At 67.7% G+C, this 23932-nt stretch carries 19 protein-coding genes; 13 read left to right on the forward strand and 6 right to left on the reverse strand.

Annotated elements, in window-relative coordinates; genetic code table 11:
* Positions 1-46: 46 nt before the first annotated feature.
* Together FV560_RS06855 and FV560_RS06860 are read left to right on the forward strand one after the other, a co-directional pair.
* The gene (locus FV560_RS06855; RefSeq protein WP_159620761.1) at positions 47-1399 is read left to right on the forward strand and encodes a class II 3-deoxy-7-phosphoheptulonate synthase; all 1353 of its coding nucleotides are present in this window, start codon (positions 47-49) and stop codon (positions 1397-1399) included.
* Between the two features lie 4 nt (positions 1400-1403).
* Positions 1404-2042 carry a molybdopterin-dependent oxidoreductase gene (locus FV560_RS06860; RefSeq protein WP_235019970.1) on the forward strand — a complete coding sequence of 213 codons (639 nt, stop codon included), beginning with the start codon at positions 1404-1406 and terminating at the stop codon, positions 2040-2042.
* A gap of 29 nt (positions 2043-2071) precedes the next feature.
* Here the strand turns inward: FV560_RS06860 and pknB are convergent, their stop codons facing one another.
* Both pknB and FV560_RS06870 read right to left on the reverse strand, forming a co-directional pair.
* Positions 2072-4024, reverse strand: coding sequence for a Stk1 family PASTA domain-containing Ser/Thr kinase (pknB, locus tag FV560_RS06865; protein ID WP_159620762.1), 1953 nt, complete (start codon positions 4022-4024; stop codon positions 2072-2074).
* 38 nt (positions 4025-4062) lie between these two features.
* Positions 4063-5664, reverse strand: coding sequence for a lytic transglycosylase (locus tag FV560_RS06870; protein ID WP_200837559.1), 1602 nt, complete (start codon positions 5662-5664; stop codon positions 4063-4065).
* A gap of 221 nt (positions 5665-5885) precedes the next feature.
* Between FV560_RS06870 and FV560_RS06875 the strand changes: the two genes are divergently transcribed.
* Positions 5886-6245 (forward strand): Rv2175c family DNA-binding protein, encoded by a 360-nt coding sequence (locus tag FV560_RS06875; RefSeq protein ID WP_159620885.1) that lies wholly within the window; start codon positions 5886-5888, stop codon positions 6243-6245.
* A 22-nt stretch (positions 6246-6267) separates the two neighbouring features.
* On the opposite strand, the gene FV560_RS06880 is transcribed toward FV560_RS06875, so the two are convergent.
* Positions 6268-7380 carry a polyprenyl synthetase family protein gene (locus FV560_RS06880; RefSeq protein ID WP_159620763.1) on the reverse strand — a complete coding sequence of 371 codons (1113 nt, stop codon included), beginning with the start codon at positions 7378-7380 and terminating at the stop codon, positions 6268-6270.
* Positions 7381-7527: 147 nt separating this feature from the next.
* Between FV560_RS06880 and FV560_RS06885 the strand changes: the two genes are divergently transcribed.
* The 3 genes from FV560_RS06885 to FV560_RS06895 all read left to right on the forward strand — a co-directional run bounded on the left by FV560_RS06885 (position 7528) and on the right by FV560_RS06895 (position 11049).
* Positions 7528-8679, forward strand: a complete 1152-nt coding sequence (locus FV560_RS06885) for a DUF4192 domain-containing protein (protein ID WP_159620764.1) — start codon at positions 7528-7530, stop codon at positions 8677-8679.
* Positions 8680-8776: 97 nt separating this feature from the next.
* On the forward strand, positions 8777-9169 hold the full coding sequence (locus FV560_RS06890; RefSeq protein ID WP_159620765.1) for a universal stress protein: 393 nt from the start codon (positions 8777-8779) through the stop codon (positions 9167-9169).
* Between the two features lie 359 nt (positions 9170-9528).
* Positions 9529-11049 carry an RNA polymerase sigma factor gene (locus FV560_RS06895; protein ID WP_420853352.1) on the forward strand — a complete coding sequence of 507 codons (1521 nt, stop codon included), beginning with the start codon at positions 9529-9531 and terminating at the stop codon, positions 11047-11049.
* A gap of 189 nt (positions 11050-11238) precedes the next feature.
* Here FV560_RS06895 and FV560_RS06900 read toward each other — a convergent pair whose 3' ends face one another.
* Together FV560_RS06900 and FV560_RS06905 are read right to left on the reverse strand one after the other, a co-directional pair.
* Positions 11239-11787, reverse strand: a complete 549-nt coding sequence (locus FV560_RS06900; RefSeq protein WP_159620767.1) for a ferritin — start codon at positions 11785-11787, stop codon at positions 11239-11241.
* Positions 11788-11924: 137 nt separating this feature from the next.
* Positions 11925-12149, reverse strand: a complete 225-nt coding sequence (locus FV560_RS06905; protein ID WP_159620768.1) for a DUF7455 domain-containing protein — start codon at positions 12147-12149, stop codon at positions 11925-11927.
* A gap of 169 nt (positions 12150-12318) precedes the next feature.
* Here FV560_RS06905 and FV560_RS06910 point away from each other — a divergent pair, with 169 nt between their 5' ends.
* From FV560_RS06910 to FV560_RS06925, 4 genes are read left to right on the forward strand one after another with little or no spacing between them, the layout of a single operon-like run.
* The gene (locus tag FV560_RS06910; RefSeq protein ID WP_159620769.1) at positions 12319-14445 is read left to right on the forward strand and encodes a DNA gyrase/topoisomerase IV subunit B; all 2127 of its coding nucleotides are present in this window, start codon (positions 12319-12321) and stop codon (positions 14443-14445) included.
* Entirely contained in the window at positions 14442-15281 is an 840-nt protein-coding gene (locus tag FV560_RS06915) for an N-acetyltransferase (protein ID WP_159620770.1), read from the forward strand. The genes FV560_RS06910 and FV560_RS06915 overlap by 4 nt, the downstream gene beginning before the upstream one ends.
* The gene (locus FV560_RS06920; protein ID WP_159620771.1) at positions 15281-16258 is read left to right on the forward strand and encodes a GNAT family N-acetyltransferase; all 978 of its coding nucleotides are present in this window, start codon (positions 15281-15283) and stop codon (positions 16256-16258) included. The genes FV560_RS06915 and FV560_RS06920 overlap by 1 nt, the downstream gene beginning before the upstream one ends.
* 4 nt (positions 16259-16262) lie before the next feature.
* Positions 16263-17009 carry a lysoplasmalogenase gene (locus FV560_RS06925; protein WP_159620772.1) on the forward strand — a complete coding sequence of 249 codons (747 nt, stop codon included), beginning with the start codon at positions 16263-16265 and terminating at the stop codon, positions 17007-17009.
* Here FV560_RS06925 and FV560_RS06930 read toward each other — a convergent pair.
* Positions 16925-19399, reverse strand: a complete 2475-nt coding sequence (locus FV560_RS06930; protein ID WP_159620773.1) for a DNA gyrase/topoisomerase IV subunit A — start codon at positions 19397-19399, stop codon at positions 16925-16927. The two genes, FV560_RS06925 and FV560_RS06930, sit on opposite strands and share 85 nt — an antisense overlap.
* Positions 19400-19489: 90 nt before the next feature.
* Here FV560_RS06930 and FV560_RS06935 point away from each other — a divergent pair, with 90 nt between their 5' ends.
* From FV560_RS06935 to FV560_RS06945, 3 genes are read left to right on the forward strand one after another with little or no spacing between them, the layout of a single operon-like run.
* Positions 19490-22180: a GNAT family N-acetyltransferase gene (locus FV560_RS06935; protein ID WP_159620774.1), complete on the forward strand. Its 2691-nt coding sequence runs from the start codon at positions 19490-19492 to the stop codon at positions 22178-22180.
* Between the two features lie 25 nt (positions 22181-22205).
* The gene (locus FV560_RS06940; protein WP_159620775.1) at positions 22206-22793 is read left to right on the forward strand and encodes a DUF5998 family protein; all 588 of its coding nucleotides are present in this window, start codon (positions 22206-22208) and stop codon (positions 22791-22793) included.
* Positions 22790-23923: an alkaline phosphatase family protein gene (locus FV560_RS06945; protein ID WP_159620776.1), complete on the forward strand. Its 1134-nt coding sequence runs from the start codon at positions 22790-22792 to the stop codon at positions 23921-23923. Before FV560_RS06940 ends, FV560_RS06945 begins: the two co-directional genes overlap by 4 nt.
* Positions 23924-23932: the final 9 nt, after the last annotated feature.

Consider the following 23932-nt stretch of genomic DNA (forward strand, 5'->3'; position numbering starts at 1 on the left):
GTTGTGCGATTCGGGTCCGGCCGCCGTCGCACGTATCCTGGGGCGCGTGAGCGTCCTTCATGATCCAGCTGTCCTGTCCGGTCTCGAGCAGTGGCGCGAGCTTCCGGCTCGCCAGCAGCCACACTGGCCGGACCCGGCCGCCCTGCATGCGGCCACGGACCGCCTCGAGACCTCACCGCCCTTGGTGTTCGCCGGAGAGGCGGACCGGTTGCGTGAACAGCTTGCGTCTGCTTCCCGGGGGGAGGCGTTCTTGCTCCAGGGCGGGGATTGCGCGGAGACCTTCAACGAACTCACCGCCGACAATATCCGCGACAAGGTCAAGACGATCCTGCAGATGGCGGTCGTCCTCACGTACGGCGCCAGCATGCCGATCATCAAGATGGGCCGGATGGCGGGACAGTACGCCAAGCCGCGAAGTTCGGACACCGAGTCCCGCGATGGGGTGACGTTGCCCGCCTATCGTGGGGACATCATCAACGGCTACGACTTCACCGAGAAGGCGCGCGTACCGGATCCACAGCGGTTGCTGGATGCTTATCACAACTCCGCGACCACGCTGAACCTGATCCGGGCATTCACCCAGGGTGGCTTTGCCGACCTGCGACGGGTACACGAGTGGAACCGGGGATTCATGGAGAACCCGGCGTACGCCCAGTACGACGCCTTCGCCGGCGAGATCGACCGTGCGATCCGCTTCATGGCGGCCGCTGGCGCCGACTTCGACGCGTTGCGGTCAGTGGAGTTCTTCTCCAGCCACGAAGGTCTGCTCCTGGACTACGAGCGCCCTCTGACGCGGATCGACTCACGCACCGGGCAGCCGTACGACTGCTCGGCACACTTCCTCTGGATCGGCGAGCGGACGCGCCAGTTGGATGGTGCCCACGTCGACTTCTTTGCCCGGGTGCGCAATCCGATCGGGGTCAAGCTGGGCCCCACCAGTACCGTCGACGACGCGCTCTCGCTGATCGACCGCCTCAACCCCGATGGTGAACCCGGTCGTCTCACCTTCATCACGCGAATGGGCGCTTCGAAGATCCGGGACGTGCTACCGGCACTGGTGGAAGGCGTCACCGCAGATGGGCGCCCGGTCACCTGGGTGTGCGATCCCATGCACGGCAACGGCATCACGTCCGCGACCGGATACAAGACACGCCGGTTCGGTGACGTCATCGAGGAGGTCCGGGGATTCTTCGAGGTGCACCGCGCTCTCGGAACTTTCCCGGGTGGTCTGCACGTGGAGCTCACCGGTTCCGACGTGACTGAGGTGCTCGGCGGGAGCGAAGAGATCGACGACCATGCCCTGACCAGGCGGTACGAGACGCTGGTGGATCCGCGACTGAACCACCAGCAGTCCCTCGAGATGGCGTTCCTGGTCGCGGAGATGCTCCGGGGATCCTGACGTGGTGGGGCGTGGTGAGGGGCGGGATGCGCCGCTCGACCGAGTGCTTCCTCCAGGGCAGCGCTGGCGGTCCGAGCCGGAGCTGATGCACTACGGGCCCGTCCCCCGGCCCCGGCCTGACCGGTGGGCGTTCACCGTCGGCGGCTCGACAGCGACCGGCCAAGAACACGTCTTCGACTGGTCAGATCTCGCGCGCCTGCCTGTTCACGAGATCGTGGCTGACATGCACTGTGCCACGCGCTGGTCGGCACTCGACCAGCGGTGGGCCGGTCCGCGAGCGGCGGACGTGCTGGAGCTGGCGCCGCCGGCCGCGGACGTCCGATACGTGCTGGTATTCGCAGAGTTCGGCTACGCCGCGAACCTGCAGGTCGATGACTTGCTCTCCGCGCGGACGCTGCTCGCCACGCATATGAACGGAGAACCGTTGCCGCACGAACGCGGCGCACCGATGCGGTTGATCGTCCCTCACCTGTACACGTGGAAGGGACCGAAATGGGTACGCGGCTGGAACTACTTGACGGATGGATCAGCCGAGCTCGGTTTCTGGGAGCAGCGCGGCTACCACCGACGCGGTGACGCGTGGCGTCAGGAACGCTACGCCTACCAGGAAGACGGGCCCCGGCCGGGTGAGCCGGTCGGTTGAGCAGACCGGCACCGCCGTGCTGAACGCGGTCACACCACGCTCAGCACGATGACAGTCCCGCGCGGCTGCATCGCTCCCGCCTCAACCGACTGCGACCTGACCGTGCCGAAGACACCACCGAGGACATTCTCCCGCTCGACGACGAAGCCCAGCTCCTCGAGTGCGGCTGCAGCCACGTCGTACTGCTCTGCATACACGTCGGGCACCTCGACGAGTTCAGGTCCGAGCGAGACAGTGAGCATGACCAGATCCCCGCGATGTCCGTCACCTGCCGCAGGATCCTGCGTGAGGACGTGACCATCTGCCACCTCGTCATCGTGCACGCGCCCGTCGATCTGCACGGTGGCGCCGGTGGCCTCTACCTCAGAGACCGCGGTCTCCTCTGCCGCACCGACCACGTTCGGTATCACGATGGGCTCGGGCCCGTCGGAGACAGTGAGCACAACCGGGGTGTCATGCGCCACCTCCTCGCCCTGCTCAGGAGATGACGCGATGACAGTGCCGGCCTCGGCATCCTGGGAGTAGACACGCTCGACCGGGTCGGCGACGGAGAAGCCCGCGTCGGTGATCGCGCGGATCGCCTCCTGCTCGGTCCCGCCGACCACCTCGGGCACGATCAGCATCTCCACCCCCCGCGAGACCACCACGACGACCTCGCCGTCGCGGATAAGGTCGGTGCCGGCCTGCGGATCGGTCTCGATCACGCGCCCCTGAGGGACGTCGTCGGAGAAGGCTGCGGTGGTGCGGGGGGCGAACCCGGCAGCTTCCAGCTGCTCCAGTGCATCGGCCTCGGTCATACCCGACACCGGGGGGAGCGCTGCGTAGGCGCCCGGTCCGATGGTCTGGTACCACCAGGCGCCCGCACCTGCGGTGCCGAGCAGGAGAATCAGGATGACAGCGAGGCCGAGACCGCGCCGGCGGCGGACCCGGCGGCGGGCGGGTCGATCGGTTTCGGCCGCGGTCACTGCGCCGATCGGGAGGGCGACGGTGCCGGTCTGCTCCAGTCCGGTCGTGGACTGGTCGCCGGCGTGATCGCTGACGACGGAGTCCGTTGCCGGAACCGTCGCCGTCACGACCGGCTCCTCGGCCGAGGCATCCACTCCGTCCACATCCGCGCGAAGCTCGAGCTGGTGGACGTCCATCCCTTCCCTGGTCCGGCGCAGCAGGGTGAGCGCGGCTCCGGCGTCGGCCGGGCGGTCCTGCGGGTTCCGCGCCGTGAACGTGTGGACGAGATCATCGACTTCGAGCGGGAGCCATCGGACCGACTCCGAGGGGTCGGGCACATCGTCGTGGACGTGTTGATAGGCGACCTGGATCGGGGTCTCACCGAGGAACGGCTGCCGGCCCGTCAGCATTTCGTAGAGCATGGCCCCGACGGCGTACACATCCGCTCGGGCGTCTGCTGAACCCGAGGTCACGATCTCAGGTGAGAGGTAGGCAACGGTACCGAGCAGGCTGCCGGTCGAGGCCGCCGTCGCCTCCGTGACTGCGCGCGCGAGCCCGAAGTCAGCTACCTTCACCTCACCGCTGCGCGCCACGAGGATGTTCTCGGGCTTGACGTCCCGGTGGACCAGTCCGGCATGGTGGGCGGCGGCAAGCGCGCTCAGGATGTGCTCGGTGTAGCGCAGCGCGTCCCCGACCGGTAGCGCCCCGCGACGACGTAGCACCGCACGCAGGTTGGTGCCGTCGACGAACTCCATGGTCAGGTAGTTCAGCTCGTCGGCACTGCCCTGGTCATAGACGCCGACGACGCCGGGATGGGCCAGCCGGGCAGCAGCTCGCGCCTCCCTGCGGAACCGTGCCGCGACGTCGGTTCCCTCTGCCAGGTGGGCGTGCATGACCTTGAGCGCGACGACGCGGTCGAGTCGACGGTCGAGCGCACGGTAGACGGTCGCCATGCCACCGCGTGCGACACGCGCGGTGATCTCGTACCTGCTGTCGACCAGGCGGCCGATCAGCGGGTCGGCGACAGTGGTAGCCATGCGCCGAGTGTATTCACGGCCGCCCGATTCTCTGCCGCTCAGGCGTAGCGTGTCATGAGCGTCTGCACGTTCGCCACATAGCGCCGGGTGTCATCGTAGAGGCCGTTGCGCTGGACTGAACCCAGGCCCTGGTAGTAGCCGCCGATCGCTTCGCGGTCGTCATCGGTGACACGGTGGAGAGTGCGGAGGATGGCGATTCCTGCGGTGACGTTGTCCTGGGGGTCGAGCAGGTTGAGCTGGCGTCCGACGAGATCGGATGCCCACTCACCGGAGGACGGGATGACCTGCATGACGCCGATGGCGTTCGCCGGCGAGACCGCGCGCATGTTGAAGCCGGACTCCTGGTACGCGATGGCCAGCGCGAGTGCTGGGTCCACACCCATCTGCTCCGCTGTCGTGCGGATCATCTGCTGCATCTCCGCCCGGCTGGGAACCGAGGTCGCCAGCAGCGCTCGCTTGTTGGCGTTCGCAGCGGCCGTGATGTCTGAACCGTAGGTGTAGTGCAGGAAGGTGTTGGACACGAGCCCGGACGGAACGCGCAGCTCCTGACCGACACGGATGAGTGCGGCGGAGGAGAGGCTGTTCGCCTCGACGATCGCACCGACGGTCGAGCCGTACTGCGTCGCAATGCTGGAGACGGTGTCACCGGCGATGACCCGATGAACGACGCCGTCCGAGTCGCCCGAGGAGCTGGAACCTCCGCTGGAGGAGGACCCTGACCCACTGGAGGAGCCAGAGCCAGAGCCAGAGCCGGAGCCTGAGGAGTTCGAGCCCGAACTGGAGGAGCCTGGGATGCGCAGGGTCTGGCCGATGCGGATGAGGGCGTTGGAGCCGAGGTCGTTGGCCTGGATGATCGCCCGGACGGTGGTGTCGTAGCGGACGGCAAGGGCGGAGACGGTGTCGCCGGCCACGACCCGGTGCGAGGAGGCAGAACTCGAGCCGCCGGAACTGCTCGAACCGCTGGAGGAGGAGCCGGATCCGCTGGAGGAGCCAGAGCCGGAGCCTGAGGAGTTCGAGCCCGAACTGGAGGAGCCTGGGATGCGCAGGGTCTGGCCGATGCGGATGAGGGCGTTGGAGCCGAGGTCGTTGGCCTGGATGATCGCCCGGACGGTGGTGTCGTAGCGGACGGCAAGGGCGGAGACGGTGTCGCCGGCCACGACCCGGTGCGAGGAGGCAGAACTCGAGCCGCCGGAACTGCTCGAACCGCTGGAGGAGGAGCCGGATCCGCTGGAGGAGCCAGAGCCGGAGCCTGAGGAGTTCGAACCCGAACTGGAGGAGCCTGGGATGCGCAGGGTCTGGCCGATGCGAATGATGGCACGGCTTCCGAGGTCATTGGCCTCGATGATCGCCCGGACGGTGGTGTCGTAGCGCAGAGCGAGGTGGCTGACGGTGTCACCCGCGCGAACGGTGTAGAGCACCTCAGAACGCCGGGTGGGCGTGTGCGAGACGACGGGCGCCAGATGCGGGGCTGATGAGCGCAGGATCTCGCCGCGCACGGGCATCGGTGACGACGGCTCCGACGCAGCGGCCGCGGGCACCGTGGTCGCGCCGAGGCCGACTGCCGTGGCTGCGCCGAGAGCCCCGAGCGTGGTGAATCTGGACGTGCGGCGCCCGGATGTGCGGCGGGTGGTGCGGGTCATGGGTTGCTCCCCGGTGGTCTCCGGCGTCGACGGGCGAGCGACGGCGTGTCTCTCGTGACGCATGGGCTGTTTGAGGTGTATGAGCATGATGGGACAGATGTGACAGTAGTGGTTATGGCGAAGGGCGACAACCCCGTATGCGCCCCTCGAGCCCGCCCACGACCACCGCGGCGTGCATCGGCGCCGGCGCCGGCGGCGGCTAGGCTGCGTCTGTGAACGATATGGAGGCCCTCCACACGAGATGGCTCAGCCTGCCCGAGGTAGCCGATGCCCTCGAGGTCCGGTTGCGCGATGTCCGGACGATGCTGGCCGAGCGGCGCCTCGTCGCTGTGCGTCAGGGTCCGAACGATGCGTGGTCGGTCCCTGCAGACCTTCTGACTGTGGGGGAGGGGGACGCGGGACGGGTACTGGCTTCACTACGCGGGACGTTGATCCAGCTTGCCGATGCAGGTCTGACCGATTCCGAGTGCGTGATCTGGCTCTTCTCCGAGGATGCGGAACTCGGCGAGCGTCCGATCGATGCTCTGCGCTCCGGGCGTACACATGCTGTGCGCCGGGCCGCGCAGCCGTTGGCCTTCTGATGCCGGCGCCGATGGCACGCGGCTATGAGGACCTCGCCACCGCTGCGGCGGCAAGCGTGCGCACCATGGCGACGGCTTCAGGCGCTAGCTGAGCATCCTCGAGCGCGCCCAAGCCGACGTCGGTACGAGTCCGGATCATGTCCTCGACCGCAGCGGGTGCGCCGGTGCCGGAGATGATCGAACGCAGCACGTGAACCTGTTCCCCGGTCAGTGACGCATCGCCCAGGGCGGAGCGCAACCTGCTGGCATCCTCGGGCGCGGCCCGCTCGAGGGCGATGGCGACGAGAACTGTGCGCTTGCCCTCGCGCAGGTCGTCCGCGGCAGGCTTTCCCGTCACCTCCGGGTCACCGAAGACTCCCAAGAGGTCGTCCCTGAGTTGGAACGCCTCACCGATCGGAAGGCCGATGGCGGAGCATCGACGTATGTCCTGCGCATCGCCACCGGCCATCGCCACACCCAGGCAGAGGGGCTGCTCCACGCTGTAACGGGCTGACTTGGCACGAAGGACTCGCTCAGCCCGGTCGAGGAGGAGAGCGGGATCCTCATCCCTTGGTGCTGCCTGCGCGTAGATGTCCAGATACTGACCCAAGGTGACACCCGCCATCATCTCGGTGACGATCCGGGAGGCGTTGGCGCGAGCAGTCGTTCCCAAGCTGTCGAGGGCGCGGTCGAACTCGCGAATGGCCGCGACGAGCAACAGGTCGCCCAGCAGGATCGCTCCGGCGTCGCCGAATCGGCGTCCGTCTCCGGTCAGCTGGTGCCGATGGTGGAGCTGGGCGAGCTGGAGATGAGCGGCGTCGATCCCGCGGCGCGTACGTGAATCGTCGATGATGTCGTCGTGGATGAGTGCCGCTACCTGGAACAGTTCGACTCCGGCGCCGGCGGCCACGATCTCCTCGGCCTCGATCGCGCCTCCGAAGGCGCGCCAGCCCGCTGCGGTGAATCCCGCCCGCAGGCGCTTGCCTCCCGGCAACAGGGACCGCGCGACCGCGGTGAGCGGTTGGATCTCAGGTCCTATGACCTCGTGTGCCGCCACGGTCTCCTCGAAGCCGGCGAGGACTCGCGCGGAGACGGCCGTGCGTATCGAATCCAGACGTTGGGGCGCCGAGCTGAGGTTCACGGAGTCGGTGGTCACCTCTCTAGCCTACGGGCGCGTCGCGCTGTGGGCAGGTGCCGCTGACCCGGTGACGGGCCGCACCGCAGGGCGTGCCCGATGACGTCTCGTCCACAGCCCCCGGCCGGCCGTGGCCGCAGATCGTCGCGAGAAGCGTGTGATGACTCCATGTACTTCGACGACCACCGACACGAATCCGCCGTCCAATCGTCAGAGCTCGCAGCACAACTGGCGACGATCAACATCGACGTCCACGATCCGGTCGATGTGCTCTCCTGGGTGCCCTACCTGCTCGGCTTCAGACCGATGGAGTCGATCGTGCTGATCGGTGTGCACACCGGATCGGCAGGGTCTGGAACTGGGCTGGTCGCGCGGTTCGACCTGGCTGACCTGGATGACCTGCGCGTACGAGCGGAGGTGATGCACCACCTCGCCCGTGATGGCGCAGACGAGGTGCTGTGCGTGATCGTGACCGAGGAGCCGTGGGACGAGACTCTCCGGCTCGGTGGACGGAGCGGGCAGGCACTGAACTGGTGGCTGCAGAGTCCGGTGGCCGATGCGCGCAGTACCTGGGTGCTCTCGAGCCGGGCGTTCCGATGCGTCGAGTGTGGCCGGCCCCCGTGTTGCCCCGTGGATGGTCGACCGGCATCGGTCCTCGATCACTCGGCGGTGACCGCGGCATTCGTGTTCCAGGGGCGCTCCTACGTCTCGCGGCGAGAGGATCTGGCGGCTCACGCCGATGTTGTCGCCCCTGGGCGCAGCGTGGCGAGCGCAGCGGCGGCACGACATGCCCGGCGCAGGGAGCGCGGCGGGCAGCGTTGGCGGGCGCAGTCGTCAGAACGCTGGCTGGACCTGGTCGACGAGCTCATCGACCCGGTCGCGGGAGGCACCCAGCAGCGTGGCCACGTTCCCGCACCTGCCCTGGTGGGGAAGATCCTGGCAGGACTCACCGATCCGTGGGTGCGGGACGGTGTGCTCCTGTGGGTCGTGACCGGACGAATGCTCGAGGACGAGGAGCGTCCCGGTGCCCTGGCGGATGTGTTCTCCGGCAGGCTCGGTCCCTCAGCTTCTCGCATTGACGTCGCACTGCAGGCGATGACGCTCCTCGCCTCGCATGCCACCCGCCGCTGGCGGGTGACTCCGCTGGCGACGGCATCGTGGATCGCGTGGTGGTCCGGTGACGGCGCGCAGGCTGGTGTCCTGCTCGAGCGCGCGCGAGCACTCGATCCCGATCACAGCCTCGGTGACCTGATGGCAGCGGTGCTTGCGGCCGGGATTCCGCCAGGCTGGGCCGGCACTGGGACGGAGGCGCTGGCGTGACACCACTCGTGTGTTGCTGAGGGTAGCTGGGACAAACTTCTGCTGCACCGCTCCGGACACGCTAGGGTCGGCGCGTGGGCAACGGGAGGAGCGCGACGTGATCGTGGCCGGATTCATCGCAACTGCCGAAGGGCGCGCAGCGCTCGAGGCCGGAGTCGCCGAGGCTGGGCGTCGCCAGGAGGGTCTGACGGTCCTCGTGCACGCCCCTCGTGGAGCAGAACCCTCGGATCTGGACGGAGCGGTCCAGGAGGCGCGATCGGCTGTCGCTGGCATCACTGCAGACGTACGGACCGTGACTCTCGGCGATGACGTGGCTGAGGTGTTGATGAATACCGCTGAGGAGGTCGACGCGAGCGTGATCGTGATCGGGCTCCGCCGCCGGTCCCCGTTGGGCAAGCTCATCCTGGGGTCCAACGCACAGCGCATCCTGCTGGACTCCCCGTGCCCCGTGCTCGCCGTCAAGCCGGAGCGCGTCGACGGCGGCAGGTGAGGCATCTGTCTGCCCGTTCGTAGCGGTCGTGATCGGTCGGTGACCAGGCAGGACATCGGTAGGCGACGTGGCGAGGAGACGCTGCTGGAACCTGCTACCGACCTTGGTGATGATCGTCGGAGCATCACAGGGGGAACAGATGTGCCAACGATGGTGTTGACCAGATGAGGCTCCAGTCAGCGGTCGGTCAATCCCGCCGCTGTATGCGGATGGACTCAGCCGCCGAGGTTCCTGCGCGCTGAGCGGGCACATCGGTGTGAGGCAGTTATAATTGTAGGACGCCGCGACGTTCAGTTCGCCGTCCTGCGCCCATTCTCCCCGCCGAAAGGTTCTCTGTGCCGTCGCCTCGTTCGTCTGTTGTGCTGCCCCGCGAGTTTGAGCATGCTGCTCTGCAGAAGGCGTTCCGAACGGGTCTGGAGCGCGGGTCGCTCAGCGCGACCGAATTCCGCGAGGCGTGTGAGCAGGCCGACGTCAAACCCCGCCGTCTCAAGGAGGTTCTGGGCGCAATGCAGAACGCCAAGATCGTCGTCACCGATGTCCCGGCACGTGCAGTCGCCAACGCGACTTCGCGTCGCCAGACCACGGCCACGGTGGACGAGCCAGCCGCTTCAGCCGGTGATAGCAGCGAAGGGACGTCCTCGGCCAACGCTTCGTCGAGCTCCGGTGGTAAGAGCGCCCGCAGCTCCAGCGCGACCGGAAAGAAGGCTGCGGCGAAGAAGCCCGCTGCCAAGGCATCGAGCAAGAAGACGACGGCGAAGCGACCGGCGGCTGGTGCGAAGTCCTCCGGACCGCAGCCGGTCGAGGCGGACACCGATGGTATCCAGACCGAGGCGCCGGCCGCTGAGGAGAGCTCTGCTGCCACCGCCGAGGCGGCGGCAGCGAACGCTGAGACGGAGGAAGCGGGCGGTTTCGTCTACTCCGACTCCGATGACGACGACGCTCCTGCTCAGCAGGTCGTGACGGCCGGTGCGACCGCTGACCCGGTCAAGGACTACCTCAAGCAGATCGGTAAGGTCGCCCTGCTGAACGCCGAGCAGGAGGTCGAGCTCGCGAAGCGGATTGAGGCGGGCTTGTTCGCCGAGGAGAAGCTCGGCAGCGAAGCCCAGTCGATGGCACCGAAGATGCGGCGCGAGATGCAGTGGATCGCCCAGGACGGGCGCCGGGCGAAGAACCATCTCCTCGAAGCTAACCTGCGGCTGGTTGTCTCACTGGCCAAGCGCTACACCGGGCGGGGCATGTTGTTCCTCGACCTGATCCAGGAGGGGAACCTCGGACTGATCCGCGCCGTGGAGAAGTTCGACTACACCAAGGGGTACAAGTTCTCCACCTACGCGACCTGGTGGATCCGGCAGGCGATCACCCGTGCGATGGCCGATCAGGCTCGCACGATCCGCATCCCGGTGCACATGGTCGAGGTCATCAACAAGCTGGCGCGGGTACAGCGGCAGATGTTGCAGGACCTGGGGCGTGAGCCCACGCCGGAAGAACTCGCCAAGGAGCTCGACATGACGCCTGAGAAGGTTGTCGAGGTCCAGAAGTACGGACGAGAGCCGATCTCCCTGCACACTCCACTGGGAGAGGACGGCGACTCCGAGTTCGGCGACCTGATCGAGGACTCCGAGGCCGTCGTGCCCGCGGACGCGGTGAGCTTCACCCTTCTCCAGGAGCAGCTCCACTCGGTGCTGGACACCCTCTCCGAGCGGGAGGCCGGTGTGGTGTCGATGCGATTCGGCCTCACGGATGGTCAGCCCAAGACGCTGGACGAGATCGGCAAGGTCTACGGGGTGACCCGCGAACGGATTCGCCAGATCGAGTCCAAGACGATGTCGAAGCTCCGCCACCCGAGCCGGTCACAGGTGCTGCGGGACTACCTGGACTGAGATTCGCTGAAGCGAGGCTGACTGAACAACCACGGAGCCCGGCACCTCCTATGAGGTGCCGGGCTCCGTCGTCCGCAGCCGGGCGCTGGTGCCCCGGGACGAAAAGACTTCCACCGCCGACTTCCCGGCGATGCCTGAGCGCTGAGCCACCGGCAGATCCGACCGGGTGACCTGCTCAGGGGCCCTTCGTCAGAGTGCTCCGCCGGCCGTCTCCGGTGCATCGGTGGACTCTCCGCCGTCGCCGATGGTCTCTCGCGCGACGAAGTTCTCCAGGTCGAACAGATTGTCGCCGGCCCGCTCCGCGACCGTCAGCAGGGTGCTCGCCGAGGCAACCTCTTCCACCTGCTCCTTGAGGAACCACAGCATGAACTGCTCGCCGATGACATCATTCTCGGCACGGGCGGCCTGGAAGATCGCCTCGATCTGCTCCGTGACCTGTCGCTCCTGGGCGAGGGCGAGGGCGATGGGCTCACGTACATCGCCGAACTCGTTCTGGACGGCTGACCCGGCGGGGATCGCGACCGGCAGATCACGATCGAGCATGTACTGCACGATCATCATCGCGTGATTGCGCTCCTCGAGGGACTGCCGATAGTAGTGCGCAGCGAGGCGAGGCAGGTCCTGGCTGTCGAACCAGACGGCGATCGCGACGTACTGCATGTGCGCGTCGAACTCGTGGCCGATCTGCTCGCGCAGCAACCGGTAGTAGGTCGAGTCGGTGTTCTGTGTCGTAGTCATGACACGAGCCTAATCCGCACATTGGCGCGGCGCATCGAAGCCGAGGCTGGCCTCACTGAGGCACGGCTTGCCTCATCCTGGCGGCAAGCCCTGCCTCAGCGGTGCGCGTCGTACCGCACGCTCCTCGCGCGTACGGGTCAGTCCTCGGCCGTGTCGGCGGACTCGTGGAGACGATCGGACTCGTCCTGAATATGCGTCGCGACCGTGGCGAGCTTCTCGGAGTGCTTGCGCGCGTGATGAGCGCAGAAGAGCAGCTCTCCGGCGGGGAGCAGCACGCGCACATAGGCCTGCGCGCCGCATGCGTCGCAGCGGTCGGCTGCGGTCAGGGCGTCCTGGGCGTTGTCGGCAGTCAGTGTGCTCACATCGCTATGTAACCATCTTTGCCCGGTCTGGCGTTCCCGCTGAGCGGGTAGTTCGCTCATCGCAGAACGTGATGCGTCGCACCGCGATCTGGCGTGCCTCGATCCGTGATCCAGGCCGAAGCGGGTGGCGTTGCCGCACGGACGTGCGATCGGCGCCTAGCATGTGTACGTGGCCAAGACATCGACGGAATCCAGTTATACCGCGCGCCACCTGTCGGTGCTCGAGGGGCTCGAGGCGGTGCGTAAGCGTCCCGGCATGTATATCGGATCCACCGACTCGCGTGGTCTGATGCACTGTCTGTGGGAAATCATCGACAACGCTGTCGACGAATCCCTGGAAGGGCACGGCGACGCGATCGAGATCATCCTGCACCCTGACGGGTCGGTGGAGGTGCGCGACAACGGGCGCGGTATCCCCGTCGACGAGGTGACAGCGCTGGGTCTGAGCGGTGTCGAGGTCGTCTTCACCAAGCTGCACGCGGGCGGTAAGTTCGGCGGCGGCTCCTATGCGTCCTCCGGTGGACTGCACGGCGTGGGTGCGTCGGTCGTGAACGCTCTCTCAGCGCGGTTGGATGTCGAGGTCGACCGTGGTGGCCAGACGTACGCCATGTCGTTCCACCGGGGTGAGCCCGGGGTCTTCGACGACTCCGGCAGCGCAGACCCCGAGTCCGCGTTCGCGCCGTTCACCAATCACTCCGAGCTTCGCAAAGTGGGCAAGGTCAAGCGGGGGGTGACTGGCACTCGGGTGCGCTACTGGGCCGACCGCCAGATCTTCCCGGCATCAGCGGTCTTCTCCTATGACGAGCTGATCACCCGGGCCAGGCAGACCTCGTTTCTGGTGCCCGGTCTGCAACTGACCGTACGTGACGAGCGCCGGATGCCCGGGACTCCGGGTGAGGACGGCCCGGTCGAGGAGGTCTTCCGGCACGACGGAGGCATCGTCGACTTCGTGGACTTCGTCGCTGCCGACGGCGCCGTCACCGATACCTGGCGTCTCAGTGGTCAGGGCACGTTCACTGAGACCGTGCAGCAGCTGGATAGCCAGGGCCACCTGCGACCGGTCGATGTCGAGCGCACCTGTCAGGTCGAGGTCGCCCTGCGGTGGGGAATCGGATACGAGACCGAGGTGCGCAGCTTCGTCAACATCATCGCCACACCCAAGGGCGGGACCCACCTCGCCGGGTTCGAGGCGGGACTGCTGAAGTCCGTCCGCAAGCAGATCGATGCCAACGCCCGGCGGCTGAAGATGACCGGGAAGAACGGGAAGGAACGCATCGAGAAGGATGACGTCATGGCAGGGCTGACGGCCGTCGTCACCGTGCGCCTGCCGGAGCCGCAGTTCGAGGGGCAGACGAAGGAGGTGCTCGGAACAGCGCCCGTGCGCAGCATCGTCACCCGCGTCGTCGATACTGAGCTGACCAGCCTGCTGACATCCTCGAAGCGCGCCGAGAAGGCGCAGAGCGCCATGCTGCTCGAGAAGGTCGTGGGGGAGATGCGGGCCCGGATCGCAGCCCGTACCCACAAGGAGATCTCCCGACGCAAGAACGCGCTCGAGACGTCCACCCTGCCGGCCAAGCTGGCTGACTGTCGCAGCGACGACGTCGATCGATCCGAGTTGTTCATCGTCGAGGGCGACAGTGCGCTCGGGACGGCCAAGCTCGCGCGACAGTCCGATTTCCAGGCGTTGCTGCCGATCCGCGGCAAGATCCTGAACGTGCAGAAAGCCTCTCTGGCAGACATGCTGAAGAACGCTGAGTGCGCGTCGATCATCCAGGTGATCGGCGCAGGTTCGGGTCGCTCGTTCGACCTCGACTCGGTGCGATACGGCAAGGTCGTGCTCATGACCGACGCGGATGTGGACGGTGCGCACATCCGGACGCTGCTGTTGACGCTGTTCTTCCGCTACATGCGCCCGCTCGTCGAGGCCGGACGGGTTTTCGCCGCTGTCCCACCGCTGCACCGGGTGGAGGTCGTCGCCCAGGGCAAGCGCAAGGGCGAGGTCTCCTACACCTACTCCGAGGTCGAGCTGACGCGGCTGCTGAGCAAGCTGGAGCGATCGGGACGCCGGTACAAGGAACCCATCCAGCGCTACAAGGGGCTGGGCGAGATGGATGCTGACCAGCTCGCCGAGACGACGATGGATCCGGCACATCGCACGCTGCGCAAGATCACCATGACCGATGTCGAGGATGCTGAGATGGTCTTCGATCTCCTCATGGGCAACGACGTCGCCCCGCGTAAGGACTTCATCATCGCCGGCGCGGGAGAGCTGGACCGGAATCGGATCGACGCGTGAGTATCGGGCACCTGCCGGTGCCCGGACGGCACCTCGGCCTCGGTTGGCGGCCGCTGGAGCCGGCGGACGAGAATGACGTCCGGCTGCTGCTGACCAGGGTGGGAGCCGTCGATCAGGGGTATCACCCCACCCCGCTCGATCTGAGCCCGCAGGTGCACACGGCGACCTGCGGCGACCTCCAGTCCGACACACTTGCAGGGATCGATGCCTCAGGTGATCTTCGGGCCGTGGCGATGGTGCGCCGTGGCTCGTCGACGGTGGCGCTCGCCGCCGAGCTGGAGCCGAGCTGGCGGGGCCGCGGGATCGGCCGTGCCCTCCTGCGGTGGCAGGACGCGTGTGCGCAGCGTCTGGGGCCCGTCGTGACCGAGATCGTCGTCGACGAGGCACGGATCGACCGGCGCAGGCTCTGTGCCGCTGCCGGATTCGCTCCTGCCGGCCGCGTGCACACTCTCGTAGCGCCGGTGAGTGACGTGCTGGAGCGCGCTCGCGCGGGCCGGGAGGAGAGTGCGGCGGTGACCGTCACCATGCTGGCCCCGGGGGTGTGGGACATGACTCGCGATGGCGACCTGACCGCCCGGGCGGTCCGCGTTCCCGGCCTGGGTAGCGAGCCCGACGTGGTGTCGATCGAGGCCGTCGAAGGCGCCCGCGCCGGTCGTGACGTGCTCGTCGCGTTGCTCCGGACCCTGCGCGACGCCTACGCTGCCGGTGACATGAGTGCTGCCCGGATTGACGTCGACGCGGACCGTACAGCGTTGCTGGACGAGTTCGCTCAGGTGGGCATGGTCGTGGTCGCGGACGCCGTCCGGTACCGGTCGGAGCCTGGGGTGAGTCACTGATGCTCACCCTTGGCAGCCGGGCACACGACCTGCTCTGGCGCGCCCTCTCCCCGGTGGACCTCGATGAGCTCTTCGCACTCTGGCAGCGCATCGAAGAACATGACGACCCGCCCTACCGCAGTACGCGAGAAGAAGTGGCCGACACCTTCGCCACGCAGTGGTCCGACGTGGAGCGCAACTCGGTGGCCGGATTCGACGAGACGGGGCACCTGCGCGGATACGGCCTCGTGGGCATCCCTCCCGGTGCGGACGGACCAGCACGCGTGTTCCTCGACGGTGGCGTCGATCCGCTCTACCGGCACCGTGGTGTCGGGTCGGCCATCCTCGACTGGCAGATCGAGAGAGGACGAGTCGTCCTCTCGGACTCGGGGCACGATTCAGGCAGCATCGTGGTCCACGTCGAGGACGGTATGGACCACTCGGCAGACCTCGTGCGTCGACACGGCTTCACCGAGGCGGGCTATCACACCGAGATGCGGCGGGACCTGCGGAACGAGGTTCCCGAGATCAGACTCGAGCACCCGCTCATGCTGGAGCCGTGGTCCGCTGAGCTCGACGATCAGGTGAGGATCGCGCACAACGACGCCTTCGGTGGCCTCGCGACGACCCAGAGTTCAGCACTGTGGACCGAGGGCCGCACGTACTTCGTTCCGTCCTGGAGTTTTCTCGTCCTTGACCGCCGCAGCGACCGGGCACAGGTCGCGGGCTACCTGCTGGCGAGCCGGTACGAGCAGGACTGGCCCACTCTCGGGTGGAGCGAGGGCTATATCGACATGCTCGGCGTGCGGGCACCGTGGCGGGGCCAACGGGTCGCGACGTCGTTGCTCTGCCGCGCGATGCAAGCGTTCGCGGACTCCGGGATGGAGTACGCGGCACTCGGTGTCGATCACGCCACCCGAGAGCACGCCCACGGACTGTTCGACCGGCTCGGCTTCGAACCGACCCGCGGTTCGACGACCTACACGATCGAGGTGTGAGAGCGTGCGTGCTCTTCGTGCATGGGACGTGGCGTTCGCGGTCGTGGTGGCCGTTCATCTGGGCGCCCAGGCCGTCGACTCCCGCGTGCTCGCCGATGGGACCCAGGTGCTGCTCGTCCCCGCTCTCGCCGGGGCCGTCTGGAGCAGATCAGGTCTTCCGCACCGCAGCGCCGCACTACGAGCCTATGCGGGGGGACTGGTGTTCTCCTGGATCGGCGATGCGGCTCCCCGGGTGCTGGACGGGGACGGCGGTTTCGTCGCGATGGTCTCGGCGTTCCTGGTCGCACAGATGTGCTTCCTCGCCGCCTTCCTGCTGCTGAGCGACCGGCGTCCGTCGATAGGCGTGATCGTGGCGTACCTGGCCGGCTTCGTTGGACTGTTCGCCGCCTGCGCGACCGGGGCAGGGGCCCTTCTGCCGCTGGTGGCTGTCTACGGCATCGTCCTGGTCGCCGTCGCCGCGACAGCCACGACCGTCAGCCGTAAGGTCGGACTGGGAGGCGTGCTGTTCTTCTTCTCGGACTCGCTGATCGCGTTGGAGTCGTTCTCGAGCTGGTACGAGACCCCGCTGCACGACCTGCTGGTGATGACGACCTACATCGCCGCGCAGATCTTGTTCGCGGCCGGCCTGCTCGGCCGGTGGCGCGCTGACCAGCACGCCACCGGCAGTCAGCCGAGCCCGGCCACCGGGGCGTCAAGCGGACGTCCGGACCCATCGCGCCGCTCGTCGAGTTCGGGAAGTTCGACGGGCTGACCTGCGGAGCCGACGGCCCGCACGGGATCAGGGCCGACCGCTGCCAGCAGCAGGGCGTCTTCCCCGCGGACGAACCGGTGTGCCCGCACCCCACCCGTTCCACGGCCCTTGCCCGGGTACAGGGCGAAGGGTGTCACCTTGGCCGAACCGGGCACGGTTCCGGGCAACGCCCCGGAGCTTCCCGCGAGCGTCACCACGGCGGCGCTCTCCGCCCGGCCGGCCGGAACCACGCTGAAGGAGAGGACGGTGTCCCCGTCAGCGAGCCGGATCCCGGCCATCCCGCCGGCCGCTCGGCCCTGTGGCCGCACCAGCGCGGCGGGGAAGTGCAGCAGCTGCGCCTGCGCGGAGACGAAGACCAGCTCGTCCTCCTCGGATGCGGTCGCGGCACCGACCACCTCGTCGTCGTCCTTGAGACCGATGACCTCCCAGCTGTCCTTGCGGGGGTAGTCGTTCAGGACGCGCTTGACCTGACCCAGGCGCGTTCCGAGCACGAGTGGTGGCGCGTCCTCGGCGAGGCTCGCCAGCCCGAGCACCCGTTCGCCCGGCTCCAACATGAGTACTTCACTGACAGGGACCCCACCGGAGAGACTGGGGGCGGAGTCGGTGGGCGGAAGCGCAGGAACCTCGATGACGGACAGGCGCAGCATCCGCCCGCGATTGGTGATCGCGCCCACCTCTCCCCGGGCGGTTCCTCGCACCGAGGCATGCAGGGCGTCGTGCGCGCTGCGGGAGCCCGTCCGTGCCGGTTCAGTATCGTCTGCTGTCCGGGCAAGCAGTCCGGTCGAGGAGAGCAGCACCCGGCAGGGAGTGTCTGCCACCTCCAATGGAACCTCGCCACCGCCACGTCCCTTGCGAGCCGGGGCGGCTGCCTCAGCCGCGGCAGCCTGGCCGGATGACTCCAGCAGCACTGTCCGCCGTGGGGTGCCGTGTTCGGCAGCGACCTGTGCGAGCTCGTCGGAGACGACGTCCCGCAGCAGCCCCTCGTCGGCCAGGATCGCGCGGAGTTCGGCGATCTCCCGCGCCAGTTCGTCCCGTTCGGCCTCGAGCTCGATGCGGGAGAACTTCGTCAACCGGCGCAGCCGGAGTTCCAGGATGTACTCGGCCTGGTGTTCGGACAGATCGAAGACCGTCATCAGCCTGGTGCGTGCGGACTCAGCATCGTCGCTGGTGCGGATCACGGCGATCACTTCATCGATGTCCGCGATCGCGATGAGCAGGCCCTCCACCAGGTGAGCGCGCTCGGTTCGCTTCGCCAAGCGATGCTCGGTACGACGGCGGACGACCTCGAGCCGGTGCGCGACATACACCTCGAGCAGCTCGCGCAGTCCCAACGTCCGGGGCTGTCCTTCCACGAGCGCGACATTGTTGATGCCGAAGGACTCCTCCAATGGCGTGAGCCGGTAGAGCTGAGTCAGCACGGCCTCGGGATTGAAAGCGTTCTTGATCTCGATGACGAGACGGAGTCCGTGTGCACGGTCGGTGAGATCGTTGACCGCGGAGATCCCTTGCAGCTTCTTCGACTGAACCGCATCCTTGATCTTCTCGATCACACGCTCCGGACCGACCTGGTACGGAAGTTCCGTGACGACGATCGCCTTCTTGCGGGCGGTGATGTTCTCCACCCGCGCCGTGGCACGGGTGCGGAACGAACCTCGACCACCGGCGTAGGCCTCGCGGATCCCTTCCAGTCCGACAATCTTGCCACCGCCGGGCAGATCCGGCCCGGGGACGAAACGCATGAGCGCCTCGAGATCAGCGTCCGGATGGGCGATCAGGTGCCGTGTCGCGGCAATGACCTCGACCAGATTGTGGGGAGGCATGTTGGTCGCCATCCCGACCGCGATTCCGGACCCGCCATTGACGAGCAGGTTCGGCAGTGCCGCCGGAAGTACCTCGGGCTGGGTGAGCTGGTTGTCGTAGTTCGGTACGAAGTCCACGACGTCCTCGCCGAGCCCAGCGGTCATCACCATGGCCGCGGGTGCCAGGCGGGCCTCGGTGTAGCGCGGTGCGGCGGGACCGTCGTCCAAGGACCCGAAGTTTCCGTGACCGTCGACCAGCGGCAGACGCAGCGAGAAGGACTGCGCCATCCGCACGAGCGCGTCGTAGATCGCGCCATCACCGTGAGGGTGCAGCTTGCCCATCACATCCCCGACGACGCGAGCGGACTTCACATGTCCACGGTCGGGACGCAGTCCCATCTCCGCCATCTGGAACAGAATGCGCCGTTGGACCGGCTTCAATCCGTCCCGGGCGTCCGGCAGCGCCCTCGAATAGATCACCGAGTAGGCGTACTCGAGGAAGGACCCGCGCATCTCGGTGGAGACGTCGGTGTCAATGATCGTGGAGTCGACCGGGTCCTGCTGCGACCCGGGCGCGGAAGAACGTGCCATGCCTGCCATCATCTCGCGTTCGATGGCTTCGAGCGTCCAGCACACACCGGCGACGGGGCAACAGGTACTCGGGGCAATAGGATCGTGGGCATGGTCGGTGGTGAGGACATGGCACGGGGTGCGCCCTACCCTGAGCACTGGGAGGCCGACGTGGTGCTGCGGGACGGCACGACGATGAGGATCCGGCCGATCATGCCCGCTGACTCCGGCGCCGTCGAACGATTCCACGAACGCCAGTCGCCGGAGTCGGTGTACCTGCGCTTCTTCGCTCCCCTGGAACGGATCCCGGCACGGGACCTGCACCGGTTCACCCACGTCGACCACCACGACCGGGTGGCGTTGGTACTGGAGTCCGCTGGTGAGATCGTCGCGATCGGGCGCTTCGACCGTATCGATGAGGATACGGCCGAGGTTGCGTTCAACGTCTCGGACGCCGTCCAGGGCAAAGGCCTGGGGTCGGTTCTCCTCGAGCACCTGGCGGCGGCCGGCCGAGAGCTGGGGGTCCGCCGTTTCGTCGCCGACGTCCTGCCCCAGAACACCCGGATGCTGCGCGTGTTCACCGATGCCGGCTACGACGTGGACCAGCATCTCGATGATGGCCTCGTCAGCGTCTCCTTCACGATCAGGCCCACCGACCGGTCATTGGCAGTGCTTGCCGAGCGTGAACGGCGTGCGGAAGCGCTCAGCATGGCGGCAGTGCTCGGGCCGGAACGTGTGCTCCTGATCGGCGCAGGCGAGGAGGGCACGGCGATGGCGCATCGTCTCCATGAGGGGATCGCTGCCGCCGGCGAGGAGCGCGTGGCAGTCGTCGGCCTGCCGGGTTACCCGTCGCGGGTGGAGGAACTGCCCCCTGAGGTCAGCGCGGATCTCGCTCTGGTCGCGGCCCCGGCGCCGCACGTGCTGGACCTGGTACCGCAACTCGCCGGCCGAGGGGTGCGTGCTGTCGTGCTCTACACGGGGGGCTACGAAGCCGGGCACGCCAGTGGGAAGGTGCCGCAGCGGACGCTGGTGCGCCGCCTGCGCGAATGCGGGATGAGGTTGGTCGGTCCGCGGTCGTTCGGGGTTCGGACCGTGGACGAGGCCGGGGCGATCAACGCCACGCTCCGGCGAGGTGCTCTGCGTAGCGGCGCAGTGGGAATCTTCTGCCAGTCTGCCGCTGCCGGGCTGCAGTTGCTCGACGGTGCCGCCGATCGGGACCTCGGCCTTTCCTCCTTCCTTTCAGCGGGGCATCGCGTCGACGTCTCGGGAAATGACGCCATGCAGTTCTGGACCACCTCGCCGGCCACGAGAGTGGTGTGCCTGAGGCTGGAGTCGATCGGGAACCCGCGTAAGTTCTCCCGGGTGGCGCGACGGCTCTCGGAACAGGGTCCGGTGGTGGCGATGATCGCCGGCGCGACCGGGCAGCTTCGGCCACCGGGTCATGCCGTGCGGACGACGACCACGCCTCGGCGGGCCCTCGACGAGTTGGTGCGGCAGGCCGGGGTGCTCCTGACCGGTTCAGACGCCGAGATGCTCGATCTCGCCGCCCTGCTCAGTGAGCAGCCGCTGCCGACCGGGGACCGCGTCCTGGTGATCACCAACAGTGGTGCCCAGGCGGCGGCGATGTCGGAACTCATCCGCGACCACGGCCTCGTCGAGGCAACAGGGTCGGTCGCGCTGAGCTCTGGTGCTGACGCAGCCGCGTACAAGACCTGCGTCGACGACGCACTCTCACGCCAGGACTGGGACGTGGCGATCGTCGGCTATGTCGCCCTGCTCGACGACGACGGCCCACGCGTCGCCAGCGAGATCCGCCGGCTCTCCCGGGACTCGCAGCGAACCGTGGCAGCGACCCTGTACCGGAGCACGGGGCTGCGTGGACGTGACCGCGAGGTCGAGGCGGCCACCGGTCGACCGGACCATGAGCACGTCGCTGGCGACGTCCGCGTCCCGACGTTTCCGTCGACGGAGGCTGTGGTCGCAGCGGTCGCAGCGGCACGTGGTTATCGGCGCTGGAGCGAGCGGGGTAGGGGCTCGCGGGTGGATCCGGACAGGGTCGACCGTCGCGCCGCCAAGAGGCTCGTACAAGCGGAACTGAGCGGGCTGCCGGCCGGGACGACGAAGCGGCTGGCACCACCCAGAGCTCGTGAGCTCCTCGCGTCCCACGGCGTCAGCTCGTGGCCGGAGATGCGAGTCGACAGTGTGACCGACGCGATCGAGGCAGCTGAGCAGATCGGGTGGCCGGTGGCGCTGAAGGCGACCGACGACGTCCTACGACATCGGTCGGACCTGGGCACCGTACGCCTGGACCTGTCGACGCAGGAGGAACTGGCCGAGGCCTACCGCACCATGGAGGCTCAGGTACGAGCGCTGCTGGGGCGTTCGGCGTCGTTCGATGTCCAAGCCATGGCTCCCCCCGGTGTCGCCTGTGTGGTCCGGGCGGCTGAGGACTCGCTCTACGGTCCGATCGTGAGCCTAGGCCTGGCCGGGGACGCGGTGGAGCTGCTCGACGATGTCAGCTACCGGGTTCCCCCGCTGACCGACGCCGACATCTCTGAGATGATCGGCTCGCTGCGGGCCGCTCCGCGGCTTCTCGGTCACCGTGGTCTGCCCGCCGTCGATGTGCCGGCGCTGGAGGACATCATCGCCCGTGTGGCGGTCCTCAAGGACGAGCTGGCAGAGGTCTCCGCCATCGAGCTGTACCCGGTGCTGGTCTCCGCGTCCGGTGCTGCCGTGCTCGGTATGGACGTGGACGTCGCCCAACCTCGACGTGGCGACGTGGCACGCCGGGTGCTGCCGTGAGATCCGAAAGTGGGAGACTGGGAGCGTGACACTGCGTACTGAACGACTTCGAGAGCTGCGGCGAGAGATCCAGCGTGCGGGCTACTACCCCGCGTTGGTGACGGACGTGCTGGAGGTGGCCCTCGCCGGGGAGGAGGTGCGCGCATTCCTCGTCCACCCCGAAACCATGTTCGACCGGACCGAGGTGCGCCGCCACATCACCACCCTCGTGCTCACCTCCACCCGGCTGGTGGTCGCGCACGTGGACGACCTCCCCGGGGACCATCCGCAGGGGAGCGTCAACGCCGCCGCGACGACCGAGGCGATCCCGCTGCGTCAGGTGCGTTCGGTCGGTTTGACGCATGGCGTCAGCGATCCGGCGGCCTACACCCAAGGGTCAGGAGGCTCCGAGCTCACGATCGCCTTGAGCTGGGGAGCGGTCTCCCGCATCGATCTGGAGCCCGCGACCTGCCCCGACCCTGAGTGCGAGGCCGACCACGGATTCACCGGAACGTCCATGCCGGACGACCTGGTCGTGCGGATCAGTGCCGAGGCGGAAGGGCCGCACGCGATGGAGTCGGCGATCGCCTTCGCGACCGAGCTCTCCGCTGCGACGGTCGCCGCCGGCGCGTGACCGCTAGCCAGCAGGGACGTGTCGGTGACGTGCTGCTCGGGGCGGTGGGCGCGCTGGCACTCGAACTTCCCGAGGAGGAGTTGCAGCGTGCCGCGGCGGCCAGGGAGCGCCTGGCTCTGCCCTGGTCGGCCAAGGCGTGTGTGGTCCTGGTCGATGGTCTCGGCTGGCACAATCTCGTCGATCGCTCGCGGTCGGCTCCATTCTTGAGCGCAGCCGACCGGCTGGGTTCGGTGCGCACCACGTTTCCCTCGACGACTGCTACGAACATCACCTATCTGGGTACCGGATGGGAGGGTGGGCGCACGCGGATGCTGGGGTACTCGGTGCGGGCGTGGGGGCGGAAGGCGGTCAACCTGGTCTCGTGGAACGGACCCGTGGAACCGGAGCAGTGGCAGAGCGAGCCGACCATCTTCGAGCACCTCAGTGCCGCAGGGCACACCGGCGTCAGCGTCGGCCCATGGCGGTTCGCGGATTCAGGGCTGACCCGGGCGGCATGGCGCGGAGGGGAGTACGCCGCGGCAGACTCGCTGCGTGAACGCGTGGACACCGCCCTGGCGGAACTACGCGATCCAGTGGTGGACGTCGTCTACCTCTACTGGGGCGAGCTGGATGCGCTCGGGCACCGCAGCGGATCCGGTGCACCCGAATGGAGCGAACTTCTTGCCCGGACCGATGCCGAACTGGACCGTCTGGCCCGGCTCCTGCCGCCCGGCGTGTTGTTGCTGGTGACGGCCGATCACGGCATGGTCGATGTGCCCATGACGGATCGGACCGACATCGCCGACGACGACAGGCTGATGCGTGATGTGGAGTTGGTGGCTGGGGAACCACGAGCGGTGCACCTCTACTGCCGACCCGGACGTGCGGACGAGGTCGCCCGGCGGTACCGGGAGGTGCTGGGGGAGTGTGCGGATGTCCTGCTGCGGGAGGACGTGGTCGATTCGGGAATGATCGGCCCGGTCAGCGACGCGGCCCAGCAGGTGGTGGGCGACGTCGTCGTGATCGCCCGCGGAAGCCATGCTGTACTCGACTCGCGCAGTCAGAGCCGGGCCTCCCTGCAACTGGTCGGCATGCACGGGGCGACCACCGAGGTTGAGATGCAGGTGCCGCTGGTGGTCGTGCAAGGCTGAGGCCGCGGC

The organism is Ruania rhizosphaerae, assembly GCF_009805705.1.
GTDB lineage: Bacteria > Actinomycetota > Actinomycetes > Actinomycetales > Beutenbergiaceae > Ruania > Ruania rhizosphaerae.